Origin of the sequence: Streptomyces xanthophaeus (assembly GCF_000725805.1) — a bacterium.
GTDB lineage: Bacteria > Actinomycetota > Actinomycetes > Streptomycetales > Streptomycetaceae > Streptomyces > Streptomyces xanthophaeus.
The window spans coordinates 39,287-65,095 of the sequence record NZ_JOFT01000050.1; the positions used below are offsets into that span (position 1 = coordinate 39,287).

Consider the following 25,809-nt stretch of genomic DNA (forward strand, 5'->3'; position numbering starts at 1 on the left):
CCACCCCTGCTCCCCCTGGACCGCTGTACCTGCAGGACAGCTGTCCGTCCGCACCACCACCGCACCACCGCACCACCGCGCACCACCGCGCACCTCGTACTTCCCCGCGCCGCCGGTCGAGCCCCCCGCTCCCGGCCGTCGCATCCGAACCTTCCGAACCCGAACCGGAGCACAGCCATGTCCCGATACCTGCAGAACACCCGCCGCACGGCCGTCGCCGCCCTCGTCGCCGGGGCCGTCGCCTCCGGCATGGTGGTGGCCGTCCAGTCCACCGCCAGCGCCGCACCGGCCGCCGTCACCGCGGAGCCCGCCCCCAACCCCGACTTCGGCAGCACCGGACAGGGAACGGAGTCCCCGGTGGAGGAGGAGCTCCGCGGGTCGCTGTACGCCGCCTCCACCCAGCAGATCAGCCGCAGCGCGGTGATCGAGCGGGCCAGGGACTGGGTCGGGATCGGGCTCAGATACGACTGGGACGGCAAGCACAACGGGTACCGCACCGACTGCTCCGGCTTCGTCTCGATGGCCTGGGACCTCGACTCCTCGCTGACCACCGACACCTTCGAGCCGCGGGGCGTGGTCAAGTCGATCTCCAAGGGGGAGCTGAAGGCCGGTGACGCCCTCCTGGACAACGACTCGGGCGCCGGCGGCCACGTCGTCCTCTTCGAGAAGTGGGCCAACTCCGACAAGACCAAGTACTACGGGTTCGACTTCACCCCGAGCGGGGTCCACCACCGCGTCTACGACTACCCGTACTACCCGGGCTACGGCCCGTACTACCCGGTCCGCTACAAGAACATCGCCGACGACACCGTGGTCACGCCCCCGGTGGTGCCCTCCGGCATGAGCGACCTGGTCGCGGCCAACCTCAACGGCGACGGGGTCGACGACGTGGTCGGCGTGGAGGCCTCCACCGGCAAGCTGTGGCTGTACAAGGGCAGCGCGAACGGGACCATCGCGAACGGTGGCGGCCGTGTGGAGATAGGCAGCGGCGGCTGGAACGGCATGTCCAACCTGGCGGCCGGTGACTTCACCGGTGACCGCAAGGACGACATCATCGCCACCCAGGAGTCCACCGGGAAGCTCTTCCTCTACCCCGGCACCGGCAGCGGCCTCGGCACCCGCAAGGAGATCGGTTCGGGCGGCTGGAACGGCATGCACGACGTGGTCGGCGGCGACTTCACCGGCGACGGCAAGGCCGACATCGCCGGCGTCGAGACCTCCACCGGCAAGCTCTGGCTCTACAAGGGCAACGGCGCGGGCGCCGTCGGCGGGGGCGGCAGCCGGGTCATGATCGGCAGCGGTGGCTGGAACGGCATGCACGACCTGGTCGGCATGGACGTGGACAACGACGGCAAGTCCGACGTCGTCGGGGCGGAGACCTCGACGGGCAAGCTCTGGCTGTACAAGAGCAACGGCGCGGGCCTGAACTCCCGTACGGAGATCGGCTCGGCCGGCTGGAACGGCATGAACGACCTCACCGGCGGCGACTTCACCTCGAACGCGAACGACGACCTCGTCGGCGTCGAGAAGTCCACCGGAAAGCTCTTCCTCTACCCGGGTACCGGCACGGGCCTGGGTGCGCGCAAGGAGATCGGCACCGGCGGCTGGTAGCCCCGGCCGGGCCGCAGGAGCGCGGGGGGCGGGACGGCGTCCGTACCCGCCCCGCCCTTGCGCACCTCCGCCCCGCCCTCCCCTCCTTCTTCGCCCTCGGGCACGACTCCCTCTTCCTGAAACTCCCTTGGCACCCCGTGCCGGTTTGGACTTCCCCATGTCTTCTTCGTCCTCCTCCGTCTCCTCCACCTCCGTCGCCCGCTTCCTGACCCGCCGGGTCCGCATCGCCACCGGTCTCGTCTGCGCCACCGTCGCTGCCGTCGCCCTCTCCGCCGGCGGGGCCAACGCCGACGGCGCCCCGGAGGACCCGCACGGCGACCTGCACGAGCTGAGCGCCACGGAGTTCGGCCTCCCCGAGAACGGCACGTTCAGCGCGGCGGCCACGGCCTCCGGCGACAACCGGCCCGACTTCCAGATGCCGTTCAAGTGCGGCGAGGTCTGGCAGGGCGCGTCCCGCTCCGGCCACAGCCCGAGCCCGAACGCCGTCGACTGGACGCAGGGCGGCTCCACGGCCAACTCCCCGGTGGTGGCGAGCGCCGCCGGTACGGCCACGGTCACCGACCTCGGAGGCCGCAGCTACGGCAAGTACGTGATCATCAACCACGGCGGCGGCTGGTCCACGGTCTACGCCCACCTCAACGGCTTCAGCATCTCCAACGGCGCGCAGGTCAAGGCCGGCCAGCAGATCGGCATCGTGGGCAGCACCGGCAACTCCACGGGTGCCCACCTGCACTACGAGCAGCGCTACAACCGCGACGACCAGCGCACGGTCTTCAACGACACCGCCTTCTACGGCAGCGGCCGCTGGTCCAAGTCGCTCACCAGCAAGAACTGCGCCACCAAGACCCCGGAGCCGCCGAAGCCCACCGGCCCGGGCGGCGGGGACACCGGCAACGGCGGCATGACGGACCTGGCCTCGGCCGACCTGAACGGCGACAACGTGGTCGACGTCGTGGGCGTGGAGGCCTCCACCGGCAAGCTGTGGATGTACAAGGGCAGCGCGAACGGGACCATCGCGGGCGGCGGCAACCGCGTCATGATCGGCAGCGGCGGCTGGAACGGCATGTCCAACCTGACCGGCGGCGACTTCACCGGCGACGGCAAGGACGACATCGTCGGCGTCGAGGAGTCCACCGGCAAGCTGTGGCTCTACAAGGGCGCGGACAACTCCGCCCTCGCCACCCGCGTCATGATCGGCAGCGGCGGCTGGAACGGCATGTCGAACCTGACCGGCCTGAACCTGAACGGCGACAAGATCGCCGACCTGGCGGCGGTCGAGACCTCCACCGGCAAGCTGTACCTCTACCCGGGCACGGCCGGCGGTCAGATCGGCGCCCGCAAGGAGATCGGCTCGGGCGGCTGGAACGGCATGTCGAACCTGACCGGCATGGACCTGAACAACAGCGGCCGCCAGGACCTCGTCGCGGTGGAGAAGTCCAGCGGCAAGCTGTTCATGTACCCCGGTGACAAGGGCTACCTGAGCCCGCGCATCGAGATCGGCTCGGGCGGCTGGAACGGCATGTCCGACCTGATCGGCGGCGACCTGCTGAACTCCAGCCTCTCGGACGACCTGGTCGCGGTCCAGAACACGACCGGCAAGCTCTTCCTCTACCCGGGCACGGGCTCGGGCGGCCTGGGCGACCGCAAGGAGATCGGCACCGCGGGCTGGTAGCCCCGGCGCAGCACCGCACCTGAAACGAGCAGCGGCCCGTCCCCCCGGGGGGACGGGCCGCTCCCGCACGTCAGGGCTTCGTCGCCAGTCCGCCAGTCCGCCAGTCCGCCAGTCCGCCAGCCCGTCAGCCCTTCAGCGGCCAGGCCCCGACCGTCTCGTAGCGCGGCTGTTCGCCGGGCACCCCGCTCGCGGGCAGGTTGCTGCGGACCAGGCTGAGCTCGGTGACCTGCCAGGAGGTGCCCTCGTAGGAGCCGAGGGCGCTCACGTACGGCGTCAGGTCCGCACCGTCGCGGCTGCGGGCCAGGGTGAGGTGGGGGGTGTAGCGGCGGTGCTGGTCCATGGGTACGCCGGCCCGCCGGGCGGCGGCGTCGGCGCGTTCGGCCAGCAGCCGCATCGCGTCGAGGTCCCCGGCCGCGCCCGCCCACAGGGCCCGGTCACCGAAGTGGCCGGAGCCGTGCAGCCGCAGCGCGAAGGGGGCGGTGCGGCCGGCGGCCCGGGCCAGCCGCGCGTGCAGGTCCGGCAGCACCTCCTCGCGCACCTCCCCCATGAAGGCGAGCGTGAAGTGCCAGCCGGCCCGGCCGGTCCAGCGCAGCCGGTCGTCCTGCACCCCCTGCACGGCCCGGGCCAGCTCGGCGACGGCGGCCTCGGGCGGCAGGACGGCGGCGAACAGTCTCATGCCCCCGAGCCTAGGGCGTGTCCGGCCCCCGGGGCGGGCGCGCCGGTCAGGCGGCCTTCACCAGCTCCCCGCTGCGCACGGCGGGTACGAAGGACACCCCGTGGCGGCTGACGTGCAGGCGGAGGTTGCCGACGCGGGCCAGGACCACGGCGATCGCCACGGAGGCGACCAGGGAGATCGCGCCGCCGGCGGCCATGCCGATCCGGGCGCCGTAGGTGTCGGTGATCCAGCCCAGCAGCGGTGCCCCCAGCGGGGTGCCGCCGGTGAACACCATCATGAACAGGGCCATGACCCGGCCGCGCATCTCGGGGTCGGTGGCCATCTGGACGCTGGAGTTGGCGGTGACGTTGACCGTCAGACCGAAGACGCCGATGGGGACGAGCAGCGCGGCGAACAGCCAGAAGCCGGGTGCGAAGGCCGTCACGAGCAGCAGGACCGCGAACAGCACCGCGGCGGCGACCAGCAGCCGCAGGCGGGAGTGCCCGCGCCGGGCGGCGAGCAGGGCGCCCGCCAGGGAACCCGCGGCGATCAGGGTGTTGAAGAGCCCGTAGGTGCCGGCGTCGCCGTGGAAGACGTCGCTGACGAAGGCCGACAGCCAGATCGGGAAGTTGAAGCCGAAGGTGCCGATGAAGCCGACGAGCACGATCGGCCAGACCAGCTCGGGGCGGCCCGCGACGTAGTGCAGGCCCTCGCGCAGCTGGCCCTTGGCCCGGGGCCGGGGTTCGACGGGGTGCAGTTCGGCCGTCCGCATCATGAGCAGGCCCGCGATGGGTGCGGCGAAGGAGAGCCCGTTCAGCAGGAAGGCCCAGCCGGAGCCGACGGCGGTGATGAGCACACCGGCGATCGCCGGGCCGACCAGCCGCGCGGACTGGAAGTTCGCCGAGTTCAGGCTGACGGCGTTGGCCACCTGGTCCTTGCCGACCATCTCGGGCACGAACGTCTGCCGGGCCGGGTTGTCGACCACGGTGACGAGGCCGAGTGCGAAGGCGGCGAGGTAGACGTGCCAGACCTGGACGTGGCCCGCCAGGGTGAGCGCGGCCAGGGCTATGCCGGTGAGGCCCATCGCGCTCTGGGTGGCGAGCAGCAGCGGCCGCTTGGGCAGCCGGTCGGCGAGTACGCCTCCGTAGAGGCCGAACATCAGCATCGGCAGGAACTGCAGGGCGATGGTGATGCCGACGGCGGAGGCCGAGCCGGTCAGCGAGAGGACCAGCCAGTCCTGGGCGATGCGCTGCATCCAGGTGCCCGTGTTGGAGACCATCTGGCCGGTCGCGAAGAGCCGGTAGTTACGGATCTTCAGCGAGCTGAACATGGAGTTCTTGCCCGCGGGTACGGCGGTAGTGGGGGTGGATATGTGGCCGGGTGCGGAGTCTGCTCCGTTTCCCGTACTCAAAAGCGTTCGCCTCCTGGCGTCGTTCCTACAGGTGCGCGAGCTTCTCCAGGACGGGGGCTGCGGCGCGCAGCTTGGCCCATTCGTCCTCGGTCAGCTCTGCCGCGAGCCCGGCCAGGAAGGCGTTGCGCTTGCGGCGGCTCTCTTCGAGCATCGCCTCGGCCGTTTCCGTCTGGCGGACCACCTTCTGGCGGCGGTCGTCGGGGTGCGGTTCCAGCGTGACCAGCCCCTTGGCCTCCAGCAGCGCGACGATGCGTGTCATCGACGGAGGCTGGACGTGCTCGCGCCGGGCCAGCTCGCCAGGGGTGGCCTGGCCGCAGCGGGCGAGGGTGCCGAGGACCGACATCTCGGTCGGGCTCAGCGACTCGTCGACGCGCTGGTGCTTGAGGCGTCGGCCCAGTCGCATGACGGCGGAGCGGAGGTCGTTCACGGCGGCAGCGTCGTCGCCATGGGAGAGGTCCTGCATGTCCTTAGAGTAACTCATTACCCTCCCTAAAGAACAACGGATAGATTTAGTCACTCGTACGGGTGAGTCGGCGGCGGAAAGTGACACGCGTGCGCACCCGCTGCCCCGACTCTTTCGGCATGGGGACACATGTGCTGAGCATGCGCATAGACGGGGAGCTCCTCGAACGGCTCCGGACTCATGCCGCCAAACGCGGAATGAGCGTCCAGGACTATGTGGTCCGGACGCTCATTCGCGACGACTTCGACGAGCGCTTCAAGGCGGCCGTCGACGAGACAGAGAAGTTCTACGGCCTTACGTGAGGCCGAGCGCCGGCATCGCGTAGTAGAAGACGAACACCGCCGCCACGACGTACATGGCGGCCGGGACCCCGCGGCCCCGGCCCGTCGCCAGGCGCAGCGCGCAGAAGCTCACGAAGCCGATGCCGATGCCGTTGGTGATCGAGTAGGTGAAGGGCATCATCACCATGGCCAGGAAGGACGGCACGGCGATGGTGAAGTCGCTCCAGTCGATGTCCTTGACCGAACCCGCCAGGATCAGGAAGCCGACCGCCACGAGCGCCGGGGTGGCCGCCTGGGAGGGGACCATGGTGGCGAGCGGGGTGAGGAACAGCGCCACGGCGAAGAGGCCGCCCGTCACGACGTTCGCCATGCCGGTGCGGGCGCCCTCGCCGACCCCGGCCGTGGACTCCACGAAGCAGGTGGTGGCCGAGGAGGAGGTCGCGCCGCCCGAGGCGACGGCCAGGCCGTCGACCAGCAGGACCTTGTTGATCCCGGGGAAGTTTCCGTCCTTGTCGATCAGCTTCGCCTCGTCGCCGACGCCGAGGATGGTGCCCATCGCGTCGAAGAAGCAGGACAGCAGCACGGTGAAGACGAAGAGGATGCCGGTCAGCATCCCGACCTTCCCGAAGCCGCCGAACAGGCTGACCTGACCGACGAGCCCGAAGTCGGGAGCCGCCACCGGGTTGCCCGGCCACTCGGGGACGGTCAGTCCCCAGGCCTCGTCCGGCAGTCCGGTGATCAGCTGGACGGCGACCGCGACGACGGTCATGGCCACGATGGAGATCAGGATCGCGCCGGGCGTCTTGCGGATCAGCAGGGCGAGGGTCAGCAGCACGCCGACGACGAAGATCAGCACCGGCCAGCCGTGCAGGTGGCCGTCGCTGCCGAGCTGGAGCGGGACCGTGGTGTGCGCGGCGTCCGGGATGCGGGAGACGAAGCCCGAGTCGACCAGGCCGATCAGCATGATGAACAGGCCGATGCCGATGGCGATGCCCTTGCGCAGGCCCAGCGGGACGGCGTTCATCACGCGCTCGCGCAGACCGGTGGCGACCAGCAGCATCACCACGAAGCCGGCCAGGACCACCATGCCCATGGCGTCGGGCCAGCTCATGCGCGGGGCCAGCTGGAGGGCGACGACGGTGTTGACGCCGAGGCCCGCGGCCAGGGCGATCGGGACGTTGCCGATGACACCCATGAGGAGGGTGGTGAAGGCGGCCGTCAGGACGGTGGCGGTGACGAGCTGGCCGCCGTCGAGCTGGTTCCCGTACATGTCCTTCGCGCTGCCCAGGATGATCGGGTTCAGCACGATGATGTACGCCATCGCGAAGAAGGTCGCCAGGCCGCCGCGCACCTCGCGGGCCATGGTGGAGCCGCGCTCGGAGATCTTGAAGTAGCGGTCCACCGCGGAGGCGGGCCGGGGGCCGGGCTCCGGAGCGGTGTCGGCGGGGGCGGGGGCCGGGGTGCTCATACGGTCCTCATTGGGTGGTTCATATGAAGAAAATGGGCCACGCCCAAACCGTTTCAGTATGAACACATGAACGAAGGACCGTCCATCTCCGCGCGTAGACCCGAAAATGCGCCGCCTAGACTTGGGCCATGGCGAAATGGACTGCGAAGCACGAGGCTCCCGAGCCCCTTGAGGGTCCTGTGGTCGCGACCGTCACGGGCGGCACGATCATCTGGTTCGCCCTCTTCCTGGTCCAGCTCCCCTTCTACGGATGGTTCGCCGACCGCGGTCAGCTGTGGTGGGTGTGGACCTGCGCGGCCGGCGGCTTCCTCGGCCTGATCGGCATCTGGTACGTCCGCGGCCGCGACGCCGCCCTCAAGCGCCACGCCGCGGAGGCCGAGGCCGCAGCCGCAGCCGCCGACGTACAGCCGGGGCCGACCGGTCCGACCGGGCAGCCGGGACAGCAGGCGGGCCAGGCGGGTCCGGACGGGCAGGCCCGGCCGGGCGGCTGAGGGCCGGCCCGCGCCGTGTGCCACCCGGGAAGGATTCGGGTCATCCCGAAGTCGGATCTTCCGACTCCTCGGCGGGTGAACCGTTCGAACCGCCCTTAACGTCGGAAGCATGACGCAGCGGGCGAAGACCGAATCAGAGGGACCGGAGCCCGGCGGCGGGTCCGCCTCGACCGCCATCGACGCGGGCGCGGAGCTGGACCCCGTACACCCGGTGAAGCCGCCCGCGCCGAAGTTCAAGCCCGGCGGTCTGACCACCGCCGAGGTCGCCGAACGCGTCGCCCGCGGCGACGTCAACGACGTGCCCGTCCGGAGCAGCCGCTCCACGACCGAGATCGTCCGCGCCAACGTCTTCACCCGGTTCAACGCCATCATCGGCGTCCTCTGGGTGATCATGCTCCTCGTCGCCCCGATCCAGGACAGCCTCTTCGGCTTCGTGATCATCGCGAACACGGGCATCGGCATCATCCAGGAACTGCGCGCCAAGAAGACCCTCGACGGCCTCGCCGTCATCGGCGAGGCCAAACCCAGCGTCCGCCGCGACGGCAGGACGGCCGAGGTCTCCACCTCCGAGATCGTCCTCGGCGACGTCATCGAACTCGGCCCGGGCGACAAGGTCGTCGTCGACGGGTCCGTGGGCGAGGCCGACGGACTGGAGATCGACGAGTCCCTGCTCACCGGCGAGGCCGACCCCGTCCTGAAGAAGCCCGGCGACGAGGTCATGTCCGGCTCCTTCGTGGTGGCCGGCGGCGGCGCCTTCACCGCCACCAAGGTCGGCCGCGAGGCCTACGCCGCCCAGCTCGCCGAAGAGGCCTCCCGCTTCACGCTCGTCCACTCCGAGCTGCGCTCCGGCATCTCCACCATCCTCAAGTACGTCACCTGGATGATGATCCCGACCTCGATCGGCCTCATCATCAGCCAGCTGGTCGTCAAGGAGAACAACTTCAAGGACTCCATCGCGCGGACCGTCGGCGGCATCGTCCCGATGATCCCCGAGGGCCTCGTGCTCCTCACCTCCGTGGCCTTCGCGATCGGCGTCATCCGGCTCGGCCGCAAGCAGTGCCTGGTGCAGGAACTCCCCGCCATCGAAGGCCTCGCCCGCGTCGACGTGGTCTGCCTCGACAAGACCGGCACCCTCACCGAGGGCGGCATGGACGTCACCGAGCTCCGCCCGCTCGGCGGCGCGGACGCCGCGTACGTCAAGAAGGTCCTCGGCGCCCTCGGCGAATCCGACCCCCGCCCCAACGCCAGCCTCCAGGCGATCATCGACGCCTATCCGGACAGCGCGGAGTGGCGCTGCACCGAGTCCCTGCCGTTCTCCTCCGCCCGCAAGTACAGCGGCGCCAGCTTCAGCGAGGGCGACGGTGAGAACAACACCTGGCTCCTCGGCGCCCCCGACGTGCTGCTGCCCACCGGGGACCCCGCCCTCGACGAGATCAACGACCTCAACGAGCAGGGCCTGCGCGTCCTCCTGCTCGCCCGTTCCGCCCGCGAGCTCGACGACGCCGCCGTCGCCACCGGCGTCCGGCCGACCGCCCTCGTCGTCCTGGAACAGCGGCTGCGCCCCGACGCCGCCGACACGCTGCGCTACTTCGAGGACCAGGACGTCAAGGCGAAGGTCATCTCCGGCGACAACGCGGTCTCCGTCGGCGCCGTCGCCGGGAAGCTGGGCCTGCCGGGCGCCGAGAACACCGTCGACGCCCGCAGCCTGCCCACCGACCAGGGCGACATGGCGAAGGTCCTCGACGAGAACTCCGTCTTCGGCCGCGTCACCCCGCAGCAGAAGAGGGACATGGTCGGCGCCCTCCAGGCGGGCGGCCACACCGTCGCGATGACCGGCGACGGCGTCAACGACGTCCTCGCGCTCAAGGACGCCGACATCGGCGTGAGCATGGGCTCCGGCTCCGAGGCCACGCGGGCCGTCGCCCAGATCGTGCTCCTGAACAACAGCTTCTCCACCCTCCCCTCGGTGGTCGCCGAGGGCCGCCGGGTCATCGGCAACATCACGCGGGTCGCGACGCTCTTCCTCACCAAGACGGTCTACTCGGTCCTGCTGGCCGTCCTGGTCGTCTGCTCGCAGGTCGAGTACCCCTTCCTGCCCCGCCATCTGACGCTGCTCTCCACCCTGACCATCGGCATCCCGGCCTTCTTCCTCGCCCTGGCCCCGAACAAGGAACGCGCGAAACCGCACTTCGTGAAGAGGGTCATGCGGTACGCCATCCCCGGCGGCGTGATCGCGGCGACCGCCACCTTCGTGACGTACCTGGTCGCCCGCCACCACTACGCCGGCCCGGACGCCCTGAAGGCCGAGACCAGCGCGGCGACGCTCACGCTGTTCCTGACCTCGATGTGGGTCCTGGTGATCATCGCCCGCCCGTACACGTGGTGGCGGGTGGGGCTCGTCGGTGCGATGGGCGGGGCGTTCCTGATCGTCCTGGTCGTGCCCTGGCTCCAGGACTTCTTCCAGCTCAAGCTGGAGGGGACCACGATGCCGTGGATCGCGGTGGCCATCGCCGCGGGCGCCGCCACCCTGATCGAGTTCACCTTCCGCTGGGTCGACCGGAAGTTCCCCGCCTGACCGCGGTCGTACGCCCGTCGTAAGCCCGTCGTACGACCGTGCCGCCCGGGTCCTGACCCCTGTACAGGGCCCGGGCGGCACGGGGTCCGGGGGCCCTACGCGGCCAGCGCGTGGGCGTCGCGCGCCTCGACGCGGGTGCGCAGGGCCAAGGTGACCGCCGCCGTGACCAGGCCCGCGACGAGGGCGGCCCACCACAGGACCGCAGGGCCCAGGCCGGTGTAGACGCTCACGCCCACCGTCAGCGCGGTGAAGCGGGCCACGCCCCAGGTCCAGCTGAAGGCGCCCTGGTAGCGGCCGCGGGCATGGGCCGGGGCCAGCCCCGCGACCACCGAGGCCGCGATCCCGGCGACGACCACCTCGCCCAGCGACCACAGCACCACCGACAGCGCGTAGCCGGCGATGCTGTCGGCCAGGCCCGTCACCGCCACCCCGAGGGCGATCAGCGCACTGCCCGCGGCCTGGACCCGTAGCTGCGGCAGCTTCGCGAGGCGGGCCGTCACGAACGGCTGGAGGCCCACCACCAGCACCGCGTTGACCGCGGCCAGCGCCCCGTACACGGCCGGGGAGAGCCCGCTGTCGCGGACGGCCAGCGGCAGCGCGACCTCGGTCAGCGAGTACACGAACAGCTGGATGCCGAAGACGGGGAGCAGCAGGAGCATCAGCTTGTCGCGCACGACGACCCCGTAGCCCACGCCCGCGTCCTCGCCCGGCGCCGCCGGCGCCCGCTCCGGCTCGCGCAGCCGGGCCGCGACCACGGCGGCGTAGACCAGCAGGGTCCCGGCGTCGACCGCGAAGAGGAGCCAGTAGCCGTGCGCCGCGAGGAAGCCGCCGAGGACGCCGGCGACGGCCGTGCCGATGTTGACGCCCCAGCCGAACAGCGCGTACGCCCGCTGGCGCCGCTGCGCGTCCACCGCGTCGGCCAGCAGCGCGTACGCGGCCGGCCCGACCGTGGCCGAGGCGGCGCTGAGCAGCAGGGCCGCCGCCGCCATCGTCCACACCCCGGGTGCGAGGAACAGCGCGCCCTGCGCGGCCGCGGCGCCGACCAGGCCGATCAGCATCGTCGGGCGGCGCCCCATCCGGTCGGCGAGCGCCCCGCCGAGCACCGGCCCCAGCAGGTTGCCCGCCCCGAGCGCGCCCAGGACGTACGAGGTCTCGGCGCCGGTGATGCCGCGGTCCGCCAGCAGGAACACCAGGAACGGGGTGACGAGGTGGCCGAGCCGGTTGACGATCGTCCCGGCGAAGAGGGTCCAGACGGTGGGCGGGAGTCCGCGGAAGGTGGAGGGCATGTGTGGAGCCTGCGCCCTGCACCCCGGGACCCGAACTGATTAAGCTCAGACCGAATCCAACGGATCCTCGGGGGGCGTTCTTCATGGAATCAGGGCTGAGTTTCTCGGCGGCGGACCTGGCGCAGACCAGGTTCGCGGTCTCCCCGATGTGGGAGGTCGTCACCAGTTTCCGGCTGCTCGGGGAGGACACCGACCCGCCGCTGCACCGCCGTTGGGCCGCGCAGGTCAGGCCCCGGCTGCTGCGGGCGGGCCTGGACCGGGGCTGGCTGGCCGCGCTGATCCCCGGCGACGGCTACCTCGCGGACTTCCTCAACCCGGCCCCGGCCGGGCCCTTCCCCCAGCTCTGCGACGAACTCGACGCGATCCGCCGCAGCAGCCCCGAACAGGTCCGCGCGGACCTCGCCACGCTGAGCCGCAAGTCCGGCGCCCCCTCGGCCCGGCTCCGGCTGCTCCATGAGGAGCCGGCCGCCGCGCTGGAGAAGGTCGCGGAGGAGATCGAGACGTACTGGGAGCTCGCGCTCGCCCCGTACTGGCCCCGCATCCGCCAGCTGCTGGAAGCCGACCTCTTCCACCGCGCCCGGCAGGTCGCCGAGCACGGCTCCGCCTACGTCCTGAACGAGCTGCACTCCACGGTCAGCTGGGACGACGGCACCCTCCACCTGGTCCGCCGGCAGTGCGCGCTGACCCGGGACCAGACGGGCTCCGGCATGCTCCTGGTGCCCTCCGCCTTCGCCTGGCCCCGCGTACTGACCCGCTCGGTGGCGCCCGACCCGCCCCAACTGGCCTACCCCGCCCGGGGCATCGGCGACCTGTGGGAGCCCCGTACGACGGGGGCTGCCGCCGAGGCCGTCGCCGCCGTCCTCGGCCGCTCCCGCGCCCAGCTGCTCGCCGAACTCGACACCCCGGCCTCGACCACGCAGCTCGCCCGCAGTTGCGGCCTGTCCGCCCCAGGGGTGTCCCAGCACCTGACGGCCCTGCGCAACGCGGGCCTGGTCACCGCGCACCGCAACGGCCGCTCGGTGCTCTACGCCCGCACGGCCGTCGCCGACGCCCTGCTCACGCCGGTGGCGGCGCCCTAGGTGTAGTGGCCCGCGGCGTTGATCATGAGTCCGTCTAGGATGCGCTGATGCAGACCATCGCGCCGCCGCGGATACCGGCGAACGACCTCCGGCCCGGCCGTCATTGGTACGTCACAGCAGCCTCGATCGCCGTCGTGCTGATCGTGCTGGGTGTGCTCATCGGTGTGTACCGGTTCTACAACGTGATCGACGCGGTCGACACCGACCGTCAGTTCGCCAACGGCCAGACCGTCTCCCTGCGGCTCGACCCGGACAGCGAGCAGGCGATCTGGATCCGGGACGAGGAATTCGAGCCGACGGCCGACCCGGAGTGCAGCATCACCGGGCCGGGCGACCCCCGTCTCACCGAACCGGGGATCGACGTGTTCCTCACCCGTCACGAGACCTGGAACCCGCTCCTCACCATCGACGTGGCACGAGCGGGCGACTACGAGATCACCTGCTCCTCCCACGCACAGTCCAAGTACGCCATCGGGGACTCCGGAGGGATCTTCGCGCTCGCGGGCTGGCTGATCCTGGCCATCGCCCTTCCCGTCCTCGGCGTCACCGTCTGCGTCGTCATCGTCCTCGTCACCGCCGTCCGCCGCCACCTGCACCGCAAGCGGCTGCTTGCCGAACGCCAGGGCGCCGGCAGCTAGCTCGTCCGGGCCGGGGTACCGCCGGTAGCGGGGGGCTGGCCCCACCCCTGACCGGCCGGACAGCAGGATGGCCCGGTGGATCTCTTGTCGGCGACGGTGGGCGGTACCGAGCAAGTCGCCTACAGAGAAGGCAAGATCGTGCGCATTGTCACGGCCACCGCCGTCGCCCTGGCCCTCGTCGGCGCAGCCGCGCCGGCCGCCACCGCCCACCAGTCGGCCACCGACGGCATCTGGCGCACCGACGGCTACGGCACCGTGCTGTCCATCCGGAACGGAACTCTCCAGGAGTACCAGACCACCGCCGTCAGCTGCATCGCGGGCGACACCGCGCAGCGCACCGGCCCCGGCACCTACACCACGTCCGGCAACGCCGTCCTCACCGTGCGCACCCGGGGCGACCGCGACCGCGCCTCCGTACGGCTGGACGGTGACGTCGGCGAACGGAACCTGCGCCGGATGACGGAACTGCCCGGAGCCTGCACCCGTCCGGCCCCCGGGGATCCGCTCGCTTCCTTCGACGTCTTCTGGCAGTCCTTCGAGGAGAACTACCCCTTCTTCGCGGCCAAGGGCATCGACTGGCACGCCGTACGCGACCGGTACCGGCCCACGGTCCACGAAGGGACGAGCCCGGACGAACTCTTCGCCGTCTTCGGCAAGATGGTGGAACCGCTCCACGACGCCCACGTCGCCGTCTGGGACGTCGACGCCGACGGCGACGGCTACCCCGACCGGCGCTTCGCCCAGCCCCGCCCCGGCACCGTCCTGCCCGACGGGAAGCTCGACGCCGAGGTCAAGAAGTTCGTCGTGGAGCGCGACCTCAAGGACGCCCGGAACGTCCAGGACTTCGCCGCCGGCCGGATCACCTACGCCGACCTCCCCGGCGGGCAGGGCTACCTGCGGATCTCCGGCTTCGGTGGCTACGCGGGCGACGACGCCCCCTACGCCGCCGAGCTGGCCGAGCTCGACAAGGCACTGGACGCGGTCCTCGGCCAGGACCGCACCCGGCACCTGTTGGGCCTGGTCATCGACCTGCGGATCAACGGCGGCGGCTCCGACGCCATGGGTCTGCACATCGCCGGGCGGCTCACCGACACCCCCTACCTCGCCTACTCCAAGCGGGCCCGCAACGACCCCGCGGACCCCGCCCGGCACACGCGCCCCCAGCCCCTGTACGTCACGCCCGCCCCGGGCCCCCGCTACACCGGGCCGGTCGCCGTACTGACCGGCGGCTCCACCGTCAGCGCGGGCGAGACCTTCACCCAGGCCCTCATGGACCGGCCCGGCCGGACCGTGCGGATCGGGCAGCCCACGCAGGGCGTCTTCTCGGACGTCCTGGAACGCAAACTGCCCAACGGCATGGCGGTCTGGCTGCCGAACGAGGAACTGCTGACCCGGTCGGGCAGGACCTTCGACGGCGCCGGAATCCCGCCTCACCTCACCGAACCGGTCTTCACCCCGGAGGAGTTCGCCCGGAACGAGGACTCGGCCTTCGACCGGGCCGTGAAGGTCCTGCGCGGCCAGGCCGACTAGCCGAACCAGCCGACTGGCCGAACCAGCCGACTGGTCGAACCAGTCGGCTAGTCGAACCAGCGGTCGCGGGCCAGTTCCGGCGTGCGGGAAGGGTCCTCCAGCAGGGCCGCGACCTCGAAGCGGCGCGGCCACTGCCCCGCCGACCAGGCCAGGCCCGCGGCCACCCCCTCCAGGGTGGCCGCGTGCAGGGTGCCGTCAGGGGTGCGGCGCCAGTCCAGCTCGATGCCGCCCGCGACCAGTTCCTCGTGCTCGACGTACGTCAGCGGGGTCGACGGGCCCAGCAGCAGCAGGACCGACTCCGGGACCTCGTGCTCCTCGCCCGGGGTGGTGACCTCCGCCGGGACCGTGTCCGAGAGCCGGCGCACCTGGAGCAGCTCCGCGAGGTCCGCCGCACGGGACGGCGCGACCGGCAGCAGCGGCAGGCCCGCCGTCAGCGGCAGCAGGTCCGGGGCGTCCGCGATCAGCGCGTCGGCCGCGTCCACCACGACGACCTCGCCGTCCACCACCGCCCGCAGCTCGTCGGGCAGGGTCACCTGCTCGGGATCCAGATCGGCCAGCGCCCCGTACAGGCCGTGCAGCTGGCGGCCGCTCACCTCACGCTCCGGATCGGCGAGACGGCCCAGCAGCTCGCCCGCGCCGCCCGGTTCGTCCAGCAGGGCCGCCACGGTCGTCCGTACGCCCAGCGCCCGCAGGACCTGCTCGTCCTCGAAACCGGTGGCGTCCGCCGGGGTGTACAGGCCCTCCAGCAGCGGGTCGCCGCCCGCCGCGCGCAGGCCCGCCGGGCGGCGGCCGTCGAGCACCGGGTGGTCGCGCAGCCACCAGGCCGTGTACGGGCGCACCGACTGCGTGGTGCCGTCCGGCAGCAGGATCCGCACGGGCTGGGTCAGCGCGTCCCGCAGCGGGGGCTGCGCCAGCATCGCCAGGGCCTGCGGCCAGCAGTCGTCGTCGACCAGGTCCAGGTCCCGCACGGCCACCAGCTCGGTCGCCACCGGCGGGACCGGGGTGTCCGGCAGCTGGTCCAGCAGGTCCTCGCACCACACGTCCACCGCGTCCAGCAGGCCCGCGTCGTCCGGCTCCGCGAAGTCCCCGTCGCGGGGCTCCAGTTCGTCGGGGTCCAGGACGAGGTCGGCGGCGCGCACCAGCTGGAACGTGGCCAGCACCCCGCAGGCCGTCAGCGGGCCCGCGCCCCAGCGCTCCACCAGCTCGGCGTCCACGTACGGGACCTCGTCCTCGCGGATGACGGAGGCCAGCGGGGAGCCGGGCAGCAGCAGTTCGCCCGCCGGGGTCGGTTCGCCGTCCTCGTCGGGCAGCGCCAGCGCGCCGAGCCAGGGCTCGTCGCCCGGGGCCAGATCGGCGTCGCGGACCAGGCCCAGGACCACCTCGGCCAGCTCCTCCGGGTCGAGGGCGTCCTCGTCCCAGACCTCGCCCGCGTCCAGCGAGGCCGCGACCGCCGCCCGCACCTGCGGAGTGGTCAGCACCGCCCGCGGGGTCGCGGGCAGCGCGCCCAGCTTCTCCAGCAACGGGTGCGCAGCGTCCGGGTGGGCCACCTTCAGGCCCAGCCGGGCCAGGTCAGCGCCGGCGTCCGGGGAGGTGTCCGCGTCGGGCAGGAGCAGATGGCGGGGGCCGATCGCGGTGCGGCCGTCGGCGAGCGGCACGGGCAGCCCCGACAGCCGGTCGGGGTCCACCCCGGCGAGGCTGTCGTAGAGCCGGTGCCACCAGTCGGGGGTCCGCTCGATGCCCGCGATCCGCTCGATGGCGTCCCCCAGCGGGAGCCGGCCCACGCCCAGGGTCCGCAGCTCGGAGCGGCGCTCCAGGCCGGCCGGGAGCAGGGTCGGCAGGACCTCGGCGAGGACCCGTACGGTGTCGGCGCCCGCGCCCTCCACGACCTCGGCCTCGAAGGGGCGCAGCGCGGCCCGCTCCTCGGCGTGCTCGGGCGGCGCGGCGGGCGCGAGGAAGGCCGTACGGGGGAGCCGGCGCAGCACCGCGGCGCGCAGCGCCCCGTCGAGCTCGCCCTTGCCGAGCGGGCCGGGGACGAGGTCCACCAGGGCGGTGGTGACCGGGTCCCAGGCGCCGAGGAGTTCGGCGTAGGCGTCGGCGGCGCGCTCCACGAGGAAGTCGGTCAGCGGCCCGGGCGCGGGGTGGCGGCGGGTGGTGTCCAGCGGCAGCGTCGCGATGAGCAGCGCGGGGATGCCCAGCGGTTCGTCGGTGGGGGTCGGCGCGTGCACCACGGGGGCGGTGGCGGGGTGCAGCGGTGCGCCGTCGGTGTCGACGGGTACGGCCCAGGACACCGCCCAGACGGGCCGCAGCCGCTCCTCCACCGGCCGGTCGGCGAGCAGCGCCCGCTCGATGGGGCCGCCGTGGCGGACGGTGCGCCAGCGGTTCGTGCCGGTCAGGGAGTCCTCGATGACGGTGTACGGGCCCTCCTCGCTGCGCAGGAGGGTGCGGGCGGGGCCGGCCGGGGTCTCGACGACGATCTCGCGCAGCCCGGGCAGGGTCAGCAGCAGGGCGTCGTCGATGCCCGTGAGCAGCCGCTCGACGAGGTCCTCGGCGGCGGCGTCGCGCAGCGGGAGGACGACGACGGTGTCGTAGCCGTCGGGGGCGGAGCCCTCGGCGGGCAACGGCAGGCGCAGCAGCGGGACGTGGCCGTCGCGGCGGCGCAGCTCGTCGCCGAGGCCGGGGCTGCCGACGGCGGCGCCGCGGGCCAGTTCGCGGGCCTCGGGCAGGGACCAGCGGACCCCGCCGTGGCGGCCGAGGACGGCCGGTTCGTCGGACACGGCGAGGACGGCGGCGAAGCCGACGCCGAACCGGCCGACGCTCGTGCCCGCGCCCGCGGGGCCGTCCGCGAGGGCGGGTTCCCGCTTGGCGGAGGCGCGCAGGGTGCTCAGCGACTCCACGCCCGTCGCGTCCAGCGGGGACCCGGTGTTGGCGACGGCCAGCACCGCGTGCCCGCCCTCGCCCGCGTGCAGGGTGATGCGCATCCGGCCGGGGACCTTGGCGCGGGCCGCGGCGTCGGCGGCGTTCTGGGCGAGCTCGACGACGAGCCGGTCCCGGTAGCCGCCGAGCGCCAGGTCCTCCTCGGCGTTGGCGTCCTCGCGGAACCGGGCCGGGCCCGCTCCCCAGGCGTCGAGCACCCCGCGCCGCAGCCGGGCCGTGCCGAAGGGGTCCACGCCGCTCTGGGCCGCCGTCACTCGCACGCTCACGCCGCTGCCTCCATGCTGTGCCGCCTTCAGGATTCCCGGAGCCCTTGAACCTGCCCCGAACTTCCTGAAGGTATCGCGTGGCGGGCTACGCCTTGCCCGTGAGGTGGGCGAACACGACGACGTTGGCGTCCCAGTGGCGGTCCGCGGTGAGGTTGCCGCCGCAGGTGATCAGGCGCAGTGCGGCCGCGCCGTGGGTGTCCCCGTAGACCTTCTCGGTGGGGAACGCGTCCTTCTTGTAGGTCTGGACGTCGTCGACGGCGAAGACGGCGGTGCTGCCGTCCTCGCGGTGGATCTCGACCTGCTGGTCCTTCTTCAGGTCCTTGAGGTTGAAGAAGACGGCCTTCGGGGCCTGCGGGGTGTCCATGTGGCCGACGACGGCGGCCGCGCCCGGCTCCCCGGGGGTGGGTCCCTGCTTGTACCAGGCGGCGTCGTCGGGCTTGGCGAAGTCCGGCTCCTGCATGACGCCCTGGGCGTCGAGGCCGACGGCGTCGAGGGGGGCGTCCACCCCGATGGAGGGGATCGTGATGCGGTCGGGGACGGACGGTTCCAGCGAGGAGGCCGCCGCCGCGGCCACCGGGCTGTGCGAGGCGTCCGCGGCGCCCGCCGCGGAGCCGGCCGAACATCCGGTGGCGAGGACGACGGCGAGGGCCGGGACCCCCGCCAGGGCGGCCACGCGGCGCGCGCGGAGGAGGCCGCCCTGGCGGGGCGTGCGGGGCTCAGGCATCGGCGGGGGAGCCGGCGGGGGCCTGGCCGGTGTTCACGGAGCCCTGGGGCTTCTTGTGCTCGCTGGGCTTCAGGGGCTTCACGCGGGGGTCGGTGTGCGGCTTGACGTCCTTGCCGCCGGTGGCCTCGGTGGAGAACTTGACGGTGTCGAACTGCTTGCCGCCCGCGAAGGCCTGGACCCCGTAGTAGCCGGTCTTGACGTCCTTGGCCACGATCGCGGTGCCGGTCCAGGTGCCCTTGCCGTCGCTCTTGAGGTTGACCTGGCCGCCGAAGGCGTCGGAGCGGACGTAGGCGTTCTTCTCGGTCGTCCGGATCGTGACGACGACCTTGTCGCCGGGGTGCCCGAAGTCGGTGGACAGGTTCAGGCTCGGGGCCTGCGGGGCGGGCTGGGGGGCGGCCTTGACGCTCAGCTGGGCGGTCGCCTGGAGCTTGGCGCCGTCGGGGCCGGTGCCCGTGAGGGAGATGCCGTAGCTGCCGTCGGGGACCTCGGCGACCTTGGCGGTGCCGCCCCGGCCGTCGGTCATCTTCACGTCGTTCAGGGCCTTGGAGGAGACGGACAGGTTCGTCGAGCCGTCGGGGACCTCCATCTGGAACTGCACGGAGTCGCCCGGCTTCGCCGTGGCGGTGGAGAGCTTCAGGCCGGCCGGGGCGGTGTGCGGGGCGGGGCTGGAGCTGGGGCTGCTCGTCGGCGTGGGGGTCGGGGCGTCAGCGGCGAAAGCGGTGGTGGCGGCGCCGCCGAGGGCCATCGACGAGGCGAGGACGATCGCCGAGACGGTGAGTGCCTTGCGCATGAGGTTTCCTCCTGAACGGGCCGGGATTTTTCCCGGCACACCAGACATGAGGGACATCCTGCGCGCTTGGTTGCGGGGCCCTGCGGGGCCCCCGGAGGGCCGTGCCGAAGGTCCCCCGGCACGAAAGCGCAGGCCGCACGGCACCTCGGGAGCCTCCGTTTACGGCCTCTTTGCCCGCATTTTTGGGACCTTGGTCCTGGTGTCCCTGCCGCTGAGGCAGGAACGACGGAACCCCCGGTGACGGGACGTCACCGGGGGTTCCGCAGGCAAGGGCTGGAGCCGAGCTAGGGCCGGAGCCGGAGCCAGAGCCAGAGCCAGAGCTAGAGCTAGAGCTTCTCGATCACGTAGTCGATGCAAGCGGTCAGCGCCTGCACGTCCGCCGGGTCGATCGCCGGGAACATCGCGACGCGCAGCTGGTTGCGGCCGAGCTTGCGGTACGGCTCGGTGTCCACGATGCCGTTGGCGCGCAGTACCTTGGCGACCGCGGCCGCGTCGATGTCGTCCGAGAAGTCGATCGTGCCGATCACGGCGGAACGCTTGTCGGCGTCCACCACGAACGGGTTCGCGTACTTCGACGCCTCGGCCCAGCCGTAGAGGTTGCGCGCGCTGGCCGACGTACGGCCCGTCGCGAACTCCAGACCGCCCTGCCCGTTGAGCCATTCCAGCTGCTGGTTCAGCAGGAACAGCGTCGACAGCGCCGGGGTGTTGTACGTCTGGTTCTTCAGCGAGTTGTCGATCGCCGTCGGCAGCGAGAAGAACTCCGGAATGTGCCGGCCGGAGTCGTGCACGCGCTGCGCACGCTCCAGGGCGGCCGGGGAGAACGCGGCCAGCCACAGGCCGCCGTCCGAGGCGAAGGACTTCTGCGGTGCGAAGTAGTAGACGTCCGTCTCGGTGATGTCCACCGGCAGACCGCCGGCCCCCGAGGTCGCGTCCACCAGGACGAGTGACCCGGCGTCGGCGCCCGCGACGCGCTTCAGCGGCGCCGCGACACCCGTCGAGGTCTCGTTGTGCGTGTACGCGTACACGTCCACGCCCGCCTCGGCCACCGGCTCGGGGTGCGTACCCGGCTCGGAGGAGATCACGGTCGGAGCGTCCAGCCACGGCGCCAGCTTGGCGGCCTTGGCGAACTTGGAGGAGAACTCACCGAAGGTCAGGTGCTGGGACTTCTGCTCGATCAGCCCGTGCGTCGCGATGTCCCAGAAGGCGGTGGAACCGCCGTTGCCCAGGATCACCTCGTAGCCCTCGGGAAGGGAGAAGAGGTCCCGGATGCCCTGACGCACCGAGCCGACCAGGTTCTTGACCGGGGCCTGGCGGTGCGAGGTTCCGAGCAGGGAGGTACCGGTGGCGGCCAGGGCGTCCAGCGCCTCGGTCCGCACCTTGGAGGGGCCCGCGCCGAAGCGTCCGTCGGCGGGCTTGATGTCAGCGGGAATCTGGATCTCGGCCACGAGCGGAGCGTATCGGGTCCGAGACGCGGTTCCGGAGGCGCGTCCACCCGATGAGACGGACGCCCGCGGTGCGAGGCTTGGCCCCGTGACGTCACCCGGGGAACTCGAACGGACCTTGCGGACGGAGCTGCGCGGAGAAGTCGACTTCGGCGCCGCGGCCCGGGCCCTCACGACGATGGACGCCTCGAACTACCGCCGCGTCCCGGTGGGCGTGATCGCCCCGCGCGACGCCGAGGACGTGGCCGCCGCCCTGCGGGTCTGCGCCGCGGCCGGGGTCCCCGTCGTCCCCCGCGGCGGCGGCACCTCCATCGCCGGCCAGGCCACCGGAACCGGCGTGGTCCTCGACCTGACCCGGCACATGAACGCCCTCGTCTCGGTGGACCCGACCGCCCGCACCGCCGTCGTCCAGCCGGGCCTGGTCCTCGACCGGCTGCGGGCCGCGGTGCGCCCCTACGGCCTCACCTTCGGACCCGACCCCTCCACGCACGCCCGCTGCACCCTCGGCGGCATGATCGGGAACAACGCGTGCGGGGCCCACTCCGTGGCCTGGGGCACCACCGCCGACAACGTGACCGAGCTGGCCGTGACGGCCTACGGCGGCTCCTCCCACCGCATCTCCACCGGCTGGGCCGGCGCCCCGGACGGCCTGCGCACCCTCGTCGAAGCGAACCTCGGGCTGCTGCGCACCGGGATGCCGCCCGCCTTCTCCCGGCGCATCTCCGGCTACGGCGGCCTCGACGCGCTCCTCCCCGAACGGGGCGTGCAGCAGGCACGGGCCTTCTGCGGGAGCGAGGGCACCCTCGGGGTGGTGACCGAGGCCGTGGTGCGCCTGGTGGAGGCGCCGCCCGCCCCGGTGCTCGCCGTCCTCGGGTACGCCGACGAGAGCGCGGCGGCGGACGCCGCGGCCGGGCTGCTGCCCCTGCACCCCCTCACCGTCGAGGGAATGGCGCAGGACCTGGTGCGCGGCGCCACCGGGCTGCCCAGGGGCGGGGCCTGGCTGTTCGTGGAGATGCCCGACGAGGGCGCCGCCCGGACCCTGGTCCGGGGCGCCGACGCGCTCGACGCGGTCGTGGTCACCGACCCGGCCGGGCAGCGCGCCCTGTGGCGGATCCGCGACGACGCGGCCGGCACGGCGACCCGGATGCCCGGCGGCGGCATGGCCTGGCCCGGCTGGGAGGACTGCGCCGTCCCGCCGGCCCGGCTGGGGGCGTACCTACGGGACTTCCGCGCCCTCCTCGCGGCGCACGGGCTGCACGGATCCCCGTACGGGCACTTCGGCGAGGGCTGCGTCCACGTACGGATCGACTTCGACCTGGTGTCGAAGCCGGGGGTGGCCCGCTTCCGCACCTTCTCGGAGGAACTCGCCGACCTCGTCATCGGCCACGGCGGCTCCCTGTCCGGGGAACACGGCGACGGCCGGGCCCGCGCCGAACTGCTGCCGCGGATGTACGGGGCACGGGTGGTCGCCCTGTTCGGCGCGTACAAGGACACCTGGGACCCGGCGGGCGGGATGAACCCCGGGATGCTGGTGCGGCCGGGGCGGCTCGACGAGGACCTGCGCTTCGCCGTGCTGCCGCCCACCCCCTTCGCCGGGGAGGTCGCGCGGTGCGTGGGCGTCGCGAAGTGCCGTACGACCGAGCCGGGCGGACCCGGCGTGATGTGCCCCTCCTACCGGGTCACCGGCGAGGAACGGCACTCCACCCGTGGCCGGGCCCGGCTGCTGCACGAGATGCTGGCCGGGGAGGTGATCACCGACGGCTGGCGTTCGGCCGAGGTGGCCGAGGCGCTGGACCTGTGCCTGAGCTGCAAGGGCTGCCGCAGCGACTGCCCGGTGGGCGTGGACATGGCCGCGTACAAGGCGGAGTTCCTGCACCGGCACTGGGCGGGCCGGATCCGCCCGCTGTCCCACTACCTGCTGGGCGGCCTGCCCGGGTGGCTCCGCCTGATCGCCGCACTGCGCGCGGCCCGGCCGGCCGGCGCCCTGGCCCGCCGGATCCCCGTACCGGGCCTCACCCGAAGCCGCCCCCTGCCCCAGCCGGCCCCCAGGCCGTTCACGCGGTGGTGGCGGTCGGGGGACGGGGCGGGTGCGGGGGGAGCAGGTGCGGGCTCGGGCGCGGGCTCGGGTGCGGGAGGAGCAGGTGCGGGCTCGGGTGCGACCGCGGGCGCCGCAGTGGGCTCCGGCGCCGGTTCCGTCGTCCTGTGGCCCGACACCTTCACCGAGCACTTCAGCCCCGAGGCCGGGCGCGCGGCCGTACGGGTGCTCCGGGCGGCCGGGCTGCACGTCGAGGTCCCCGCCGCCCGGGTGTGCTGCGGCCTGACCTACGTCTCCACCGGCCGCCTCGACCGCGCCCGCACGGTCGCCCGCCGCACCCTGGACGCCCTGGGCGAGGTGCACGGGCCCGTCGTGGTCCTCGAACCCAGCTGCGCCGCCGCCCTGCGCACCGACTTCCCGGCCCTGCTCCCGCAGGACCCGCGCGCCGCCCGCCTCGCCGCCGCGGTGCGGACCTTCGCCGAGGCCCTGGAGGAGTACGCCCCGGCCTGGCGTCCGCCGCGCCTGGACCGGGCCGTCGTCGGCCAGACCCACTGCCACCAGCACGCGGTCCTCGGCGACGGGGCCGACCGGCGGCTGCGCGAGCGGGCCGGGCTGGTGGGCGAGCTCAGCGGCGGCTGCTGCGGCCTGGCGGGCAACTTCGGCTTCGAGCCGGGCCACCACGAGGTCTCGGTCGCCTGCGCCGAGGAGCAACTGCTGCCGTCGCTGCGCGCGGCTCCGCCGGATGCCCTGGTGCAGGCCGACGGCTTCTCCTGCCGGACCCAGATCGCCCAGCTCGGCGACGGCCGGCGGGCCCGGCACCTGGCGGAACTGCTGGCGGAGGGGCTGGACACGTAGTCGCATGTCGCATGTCGCATGGTCGCAACGAAGATGTAAGGCAAAACACCGAGGTACGGACCTTACGGACCCCGTAATCTGGAGAAATGCCCGCGCCTTCCTCGCCCCCGTCGACCGCCGCCCTTTCCGCGGAAGCTTCCGCTCCGCTCCGTACGGGCGGCAGCGGCCTCGGGCCGGTCGCGCTGGTGATCTCGGCGGGCATCTCGGTCCAGTTCGGCGCGGCCCTGGCGGTCATGATCATGCCGCGGGCCGGAGCGGCGGGTGTGGTCACGCTGCGCCTCGCGGCCGCCGCACTCGTCCTGCTCCTCCTGTGCCGGCCCAAGGTGCGCGGCTACTCCCGCGCCGACTGGGGCACGGTCCTGGCCTTCGGCGTCACCATGGCCGGCATGAACGGCCTCTTCTACCAGGCCGTGGACCGGATCCCGCTCGGTCCGGCCGTCACCCTGGAGGTCCTCGGCCCGCTGGCCCTGTCGGTGATCGTCTCGCGGCGCCTGGTCAACCTGCTGTGGGCCGGACTGGCCCTCGGCGGCGTCGTCCTGCTGTCCGGGCACGGCGGCGGGTCCGGCTTCGGATCCCTCGACCCGGCGGGCGCGGCCTTCGCGCTCGGAGCGGGCGCGATGTGGGCCGCGTACATCGTCTTCAGCGCGCGGACCGGCCGCCGCTTCCCGCAGGCCGACGGACTGGCCCTGGCCATGGCGGTGGCCGCGGTGCTCTCGCTGCCGCTGGGCGTCGTCGAAGCGGGCTCCGACCTCCTGGTCCCGAGCACCCTGGCCCTGGGGGTCGGCGTGGCCGTGCTGTCGTCCGTACTGCCCTACACCCTGGAACTCCTGGCCCTGCGCCGGATGCCCGCCCCGACCTTCGCGATCCTGATGAGCCTCGAACCGGCCATCGCCGCCACCGCGGGCTTCCTCGTCCTCCACCAGGCCCTGTCCGCCCTGGACGCCCTGGCCATCGCCCTCGTGATCGCGGCCAGCATGGGGGCCGTCCGTTCCCAGATGAGAAAGCAGCCCGCCTGATGGACCCCGTCTCCGGCGCCACGCCCGCCGCTTCCGGTACCCCCGCCGCCAACGCCGCCCCGGTCACCGTCGACAGCTACCTCGCCGCGGCCCCGGACGCCCGCCGCCCGGCCCTGACCCGGCTGCGCGAGCTGTGCCTGGCCGAGCTGACGGGGTACGAGGAGTACATCGCCTACGGCATGCCCGCGTACGTCCGGCCGGGAGCCGAGGCGGGGGAGATCGCCTGGGCGAACCAGAAGCAGTACATCTCCTTCTACCTGCTGCGCACGGACGTCCGCGACGCCTTCGCGGACCGCCTGGCCCCCCACGACATGGGCAAAGCCTGCCTCCGCTTCCGCAACCCCGCCAAGGTCGACTTCGACCTCCTGCGCGACCTCCTGAGGGCCACGGCGGAGGCGGGCCCGGGGAAGGTTTGCTGAGGGGGCTTCGGGGGGCTGTTATCCCTTGGCCGAATCAGAGAAGTCTTGGGGGATTCCCGTCAGTCCCACGGTCCTTCCGTGTCGGGCCGGGCCCTCAAGGGCGCTCCCTGCGGTCGCGTCGCTTCGCGATGGCCTTCGGCCACCCTTGACCGCCCGTCCCGACACGGA

General features: G+C 72.8%; 20 protein-coding genes. 11 read left to right on the forward strand and 9 right to left on the reverse strand.

What is annotated here, in order from left to right:
- Positions 1-177: 177 nt before the first annotated feature.
- Positions 178-1,611, forward strand: a complete 1,434-nt coding sequence (locus tag IO30_RS42160; protein ID WP_051859941.1) for a C40 family peptidase — start codon at positions 178-180, stop codon at positions 1,609-1,611.
- 157 nt (positions 1,612-1,768) lie between these two features.
- Positions 1,769-3,283: a VCBS repeat domain-containing M23 family metallopeptidase gene (locus IO30_RS42165; RefSeq protein WP_051902602.1), complete on the forward strand. Its 1,515-nt coding sequence runs from the start codon at positions 1,769-1,771 to the stop codon at positions 3,281-3,283.
- 124 nt (positions 3,284-3,407) lie between these two features.
- Here IO30_RS42165 and thpR read toward each other — a convergent pair whose 3' ends face one another.
- From thpR to IO30_RS0126785, 3 genes are read right to left on the reverse strand one after another with little or no spacing between them, the layout of a single operon-like run.
- Positions 3,408-3,959 carry an RNA 2',3'-cyclic phosphodiesterase gene (gene thpR / locus IO30_RS0126775; RefSeq protein WP_031146952.1) on the reverse strand — a complete coding sequence of 184 codons (552 nt, stop codon included), beginning with the start codon at positions 3,957-3,959 and terminating at the stop codon, positions 3,408-3,410.
- A gap of 46 nt (positions 3,960-4,005) precedes the next feature.
- Positions 4,006-5,349, reverse strand: coding sequence for an MFS transporter (locus IO30_RS0126780; RefSeq protein WP_078904431.1), 1,344 nt, complete (start codon positions 5,347-5,349; stop codon positions 4,006-4,008).
- Between the two features lie 25 nt (positions 5,350-5,374).
- Positions 5,375-5,812 (reverse strand): MarR family winged helix-turn-helix transcriptional regulator, encoded by a 438-nt coding sequence (locus IO30_RS0126785; protein ID WP_031146956.1) that lies wholly within the window; start codon positions 5,810-5,812, stop codon positions 5,375-5,377.
- A 119-nt stretch (positions 5,813-5,931) separates the two neighbouring features.
- Between IO30_RS0126785 and IO30_RS0126790 the strand changes: the two genes are divergently transcribed.
- Complete coding sequence (locus tag IO30_RS0126790; RefSeq protein WP_031146958.1) at positions 5,932-6,114, forward strand: hypothetical protein; 183 nt, start codon at positions 5,932-5,934, stop codon at positions 6,112-6,114.
- Here the strand turns inward: IO30_RS0126790 and IO30_RS0126795 are convergent.
- A complete protein-coding gene (locus IO30_RS0126795; protein ID WP_031146960.1) occupies positions 6,107-7,561 on the reverse strand; it encodes an NCS2 family permease in 1,455 nt (484 codons plus the stop codon). The two genes, IO30_RS0126790 and IO30_RS0126795, sit on opposite strands and share 8 nt — an antisense overlap.
- 128 nt (positions 7,562-7,689) lie before the next feature.
- Between IO30_RS0126795 and IO30_RS0126800 the strand changes: the two genes are divergently transcribed.
- Complete coding sequence (locus IO30_RS0126800; RefSeq protein WP_031146962.1) at positions 7,690-8,052, forward strand: DUF2530 domain-containing protein; 363 nt, start codon at positions 7,690-7,692, stop codon at positions 8,050-8,052.
- Positions 8,053-8,161: 109 nt separating this feature from the next.
- Positions 8,162-10,627 (forward strand): cation-translocating P-type ATPase, encoded by a 2,466-nt coding sequence (locus tag IO30_RS0126805; protein WP_031146964.1) that lies wholly within the window; start codon positions 8,162-8,164, stop codon positions 10,625-10,627.
- 95 nt (positions 10,628-10,722) lie between these two features.
- Here the strand turns inward: IO30_RS0126805 and IO30_RS0126810 are convergent, their stop codons facing one another.
- Positions 10,723-11,913, reverse strand: a complete 1,191-nt coding sequence (locus tag IO30_RS0126810) for an MFS transporter (protein ID WP_031146966.1) — start codon at positions 11,911-11,913, stop codon at positions 10,723-10,725.
- Between the two features lie 83 nt (positions 11,914-11,996).
- Here IO30_RS0126810 and IO30_RS0126815 point away from each other — a divergent pair, with 83 nt between their 5' ends.
- The 3 genes from IO30_RS0126815 (at position 11,997) to IO30_RS0126825 (ending at position 15,160) form a co-directional block, all read left to right on the forward strand.
- Entirely contained in the window at positions 11,997-12,992 is a 996-nt protein-coding gene (locus IO30_RS0126815) for an ArsR/SmtB family transcription factor (protein ID WP_031146968.1), read from the forward strand.
- Positions 12,993-13,039: 47 nt separating this feature from the next.
- A complete protein-coding gene (locus IO30_RS42170; RefSeq protein ID WP_031146970.1) occupies positions 13,040-13,630 on the forward strand; it encodes a hypothetical protein in 591 nt (196 codons plus the stop codon).
- Between the two features lie 138 nt (positions 13,631-13,768).
- On the forward strand, positions 13,769-15,160 hold the full coding sequence (locus tag IO30_RS0126825; protein ID WP_031146972.1) for a S41 family peptidase: 1,392 nt from the start codon (positions 13,769-13,771) through the stop codon (positions 15,158-15,160).
- Between the two features lie 47 nt (positions 15,161-15,207).
- Here IO30_RS0126825 and IO30_RS0126830 read toward each other — a convergent pair whose 3' ends face one another.
- The 4 genes from IO30_RS0126830 to serC all read right to left on the reverse strand — a co-directional run bounded on the left by IO30_RS0126830 (position 15,208) and on the right by serC (position 21,319).
- The gene (locus IO30_RS0126830; RefSeq protein ID WP_373316544.1) at positions 15,208-18,354 is read right to left on the reverse strand and encodes a sacsin N-terminal ATP-binding-like domain-containing protein; all 3,147 of its coding nucleotides are present in this window, start codon (positions 18,352-18,354) and stop codon (positions 15,208-15,210) included.
- A 91-nt stretch (positions 18,355-18,445) separates the two neighbouring features.
- Complete coding sequence (locus tag IO30_RS0126835; protein WP_051859948.1) at positions 18,446-19,084, reverse strand: class F sortase; 639 nt, start codon at positions 19,082-19,084, stop codon at positions 18,446-18,448.
- The gene (locus tag IO30_RS0126840; RefSeq protein ID WP_031146978.1) at positions 19,077-19,874 is read right to left on the reverse strand and encodes a hypothetical protein; all 798 of its coding nucleotides are present in this window, start codon (positions 19,872-19,874) and stop codon (positions 19,077-19,079) included. The genes IO30_RS0126835 and IO30_RS0126840 overlap by 8 nt, the downstream gene beginning before the upstream one ends.
- 326 nt (positions 19,875-20,200) lie before the next feature.
- On the reverse strand, positions 20,201-21,319 hold the full coding sequence (serC, locus tag IO30_RS0126845; protein WP_031146980.1) for a phosphoserine transaminase: 1,119 nt from the start codon (positions 21,317-21,319) through the stop codon (positions 20,201-20,203).
- A gap of 85 nt (positions 21,320-21,404) precedes the next feature.
- Here serC and IO30_RS0126850 point away from each other — a divergent pair, with 85 nt between their 5' ends.
- The 3 genes from IO30_RS0126850 (at position 21,405) to IO30_RS0126860 (ending at position 25,641) form a co-directional block, all read left to right on the forward strand.
- Positions 21,405-24,206, forward strand: coding sequence for an FAD-binding and (Fe-S)-binding domain-containing protein (locus IO30_RS0126850; protein WP_031146982.1), 2,802 nt, complete (start codon positions 21,405-21,407; stop codon positions 24,204-24,206).
- Between the two features lie 86 nt (positions 24,207-24,292).
- Positions 24,293-25,222 carry an EamA family transporter gene (locus IO30_RS0126855; RefSeq protein WP_031146984.1) on the forward strand — a complete coding sequence of 310 codons (930 nt, stop codon included), beginning with the start codon at positions 24,293-24,295 and terminating at the stop codon, positions 25,220-25,222.
- Complete coding sequence (locus IO30_RS0126860) at positions 25,222-25,641, forward strand: DUF1801 domain-containing protein (RefSeq protein ID WP_051859950.1); 420 nt, start codon at positions 25,222-25,224, stop codon at positions 25,639-25,641. Before IO30_RS0126855 ends, IO30_RS0126860 begins: the two co-directional genes overlap by 1 nt.
- Positions 25,642-25,809: the final 168 nt, after the last annotated feature.

Excerpts from the sequence above, each read along its gene's own strand:
- IO30_RS0126785 (WP_031146956.1), bottom strand. The coding sequence starts at position 5,812 with ATGCAGGACCTCTCCCATGGCGACGACGCTGCCGCCGTGAACGACCTC.
- IO30_RS0126810 (WP_031146966.1), bottom strand. The coding sequence starts at position 11,913 with ATGCCCTCCACCTTCCGCGGACTCCCGCCCACCGTCTGGACCCTCTTC.
- IO30_RS0126835 (WP_051859948.1), bottom strand. The coding sequence starts at position 19,084 with ATGCCTGAGCCCCGCACGCCCCGCCAGGGCGGCCTCCTCCGCGCGCGC.
- IO30_RS0126860 (WP_051859950.1), top strand. The coding sequence starts at position 25,222 with ATGGACCCCGTCTCCGGCGCCACGCCCGCCGCTTCCGGTACCCCCGCC.
- IO30_RS0126855 (WP_031146984.1), top strand. The coding sequence starts at position 24,293 with ATGCCCGCGCCTTCCTCGCCCCCGTCGACCGCCGCCCTTTCCGCGGAA.
- IO30_RS0126840 (WP_031146978.1), bottom strand. The coding sequence starts at position 19,874 with ATGCGCAAGGCACTCACCGTCTCGGCGATCGTCCTCGCCTCGTCGATG.
- IO30_RS0126815 (WP_031146968.1), top strand. The coding sequence starts at position 11,997 with ATGGAATCAGGGCTGAGTTTCTCGGCGGCGGACCTGGCGCAGACCAGG.
- IO30_RS0126800 (WP_031146962.1), top strand. The coding sequence starts at position 7,690 with ATGGCGAAATGGACTGCGAAGCACGAGGCTCCCGAGCCCCTTGAGGGT.
- thpR (WP_031146952.1), bottom strand. The coding sequence starts at position 3,959 with ATGAGACTGTTCGCCGCCGTCCTGCCGCCCGAGGCCGCCGTCGCCGAG.
- IO30_RS42165 (WP_051902602.1), top strand. The coding sequence starts at position 1,769 with ATGTCTTCTTCGTCCTCCTCCGTCTCCTCCACCTCCGTCGCCCGCTTC.
- IO30_RS0126795 (WP_031146960.1), bottom strand. The coding sequence starts at position 7,561 with ATGAGCACCCCGGCCCCCGCCCCCGCCGACACCGCTCCGGAGCCCGGC.
- IO30_RS42160 (WP_051859941.1), top strand. The coding sequence starts at position 178 with ATGTCCCGATACCTGCAGAACACCCGCCGCACGGCCGTCGCCGCCCTC.
- IO30_RS42170 (WP_031146970.1), top strand. The coding sequence starts at position 13,040 with ATGCAGACCATCGCGCCGCCGCGGATACCGGCGAACGACCTCCGGCCC.
- IO30_RS0126790 (WP_031146958.1), top strand. The coding sequence starts at position 5,932 with ATGGGGACACATGTGCTGAGCATGCGCATAGACGGGGAGCTCCTCGAA.
- IO30_RS0126805 (WP_031146964.1), top strand. The coding sequence starts at position 8,162 with ATGACGCAGCGGGCGAAGACCGAATCAGAGGGACCGGAGCCCGGCGGC.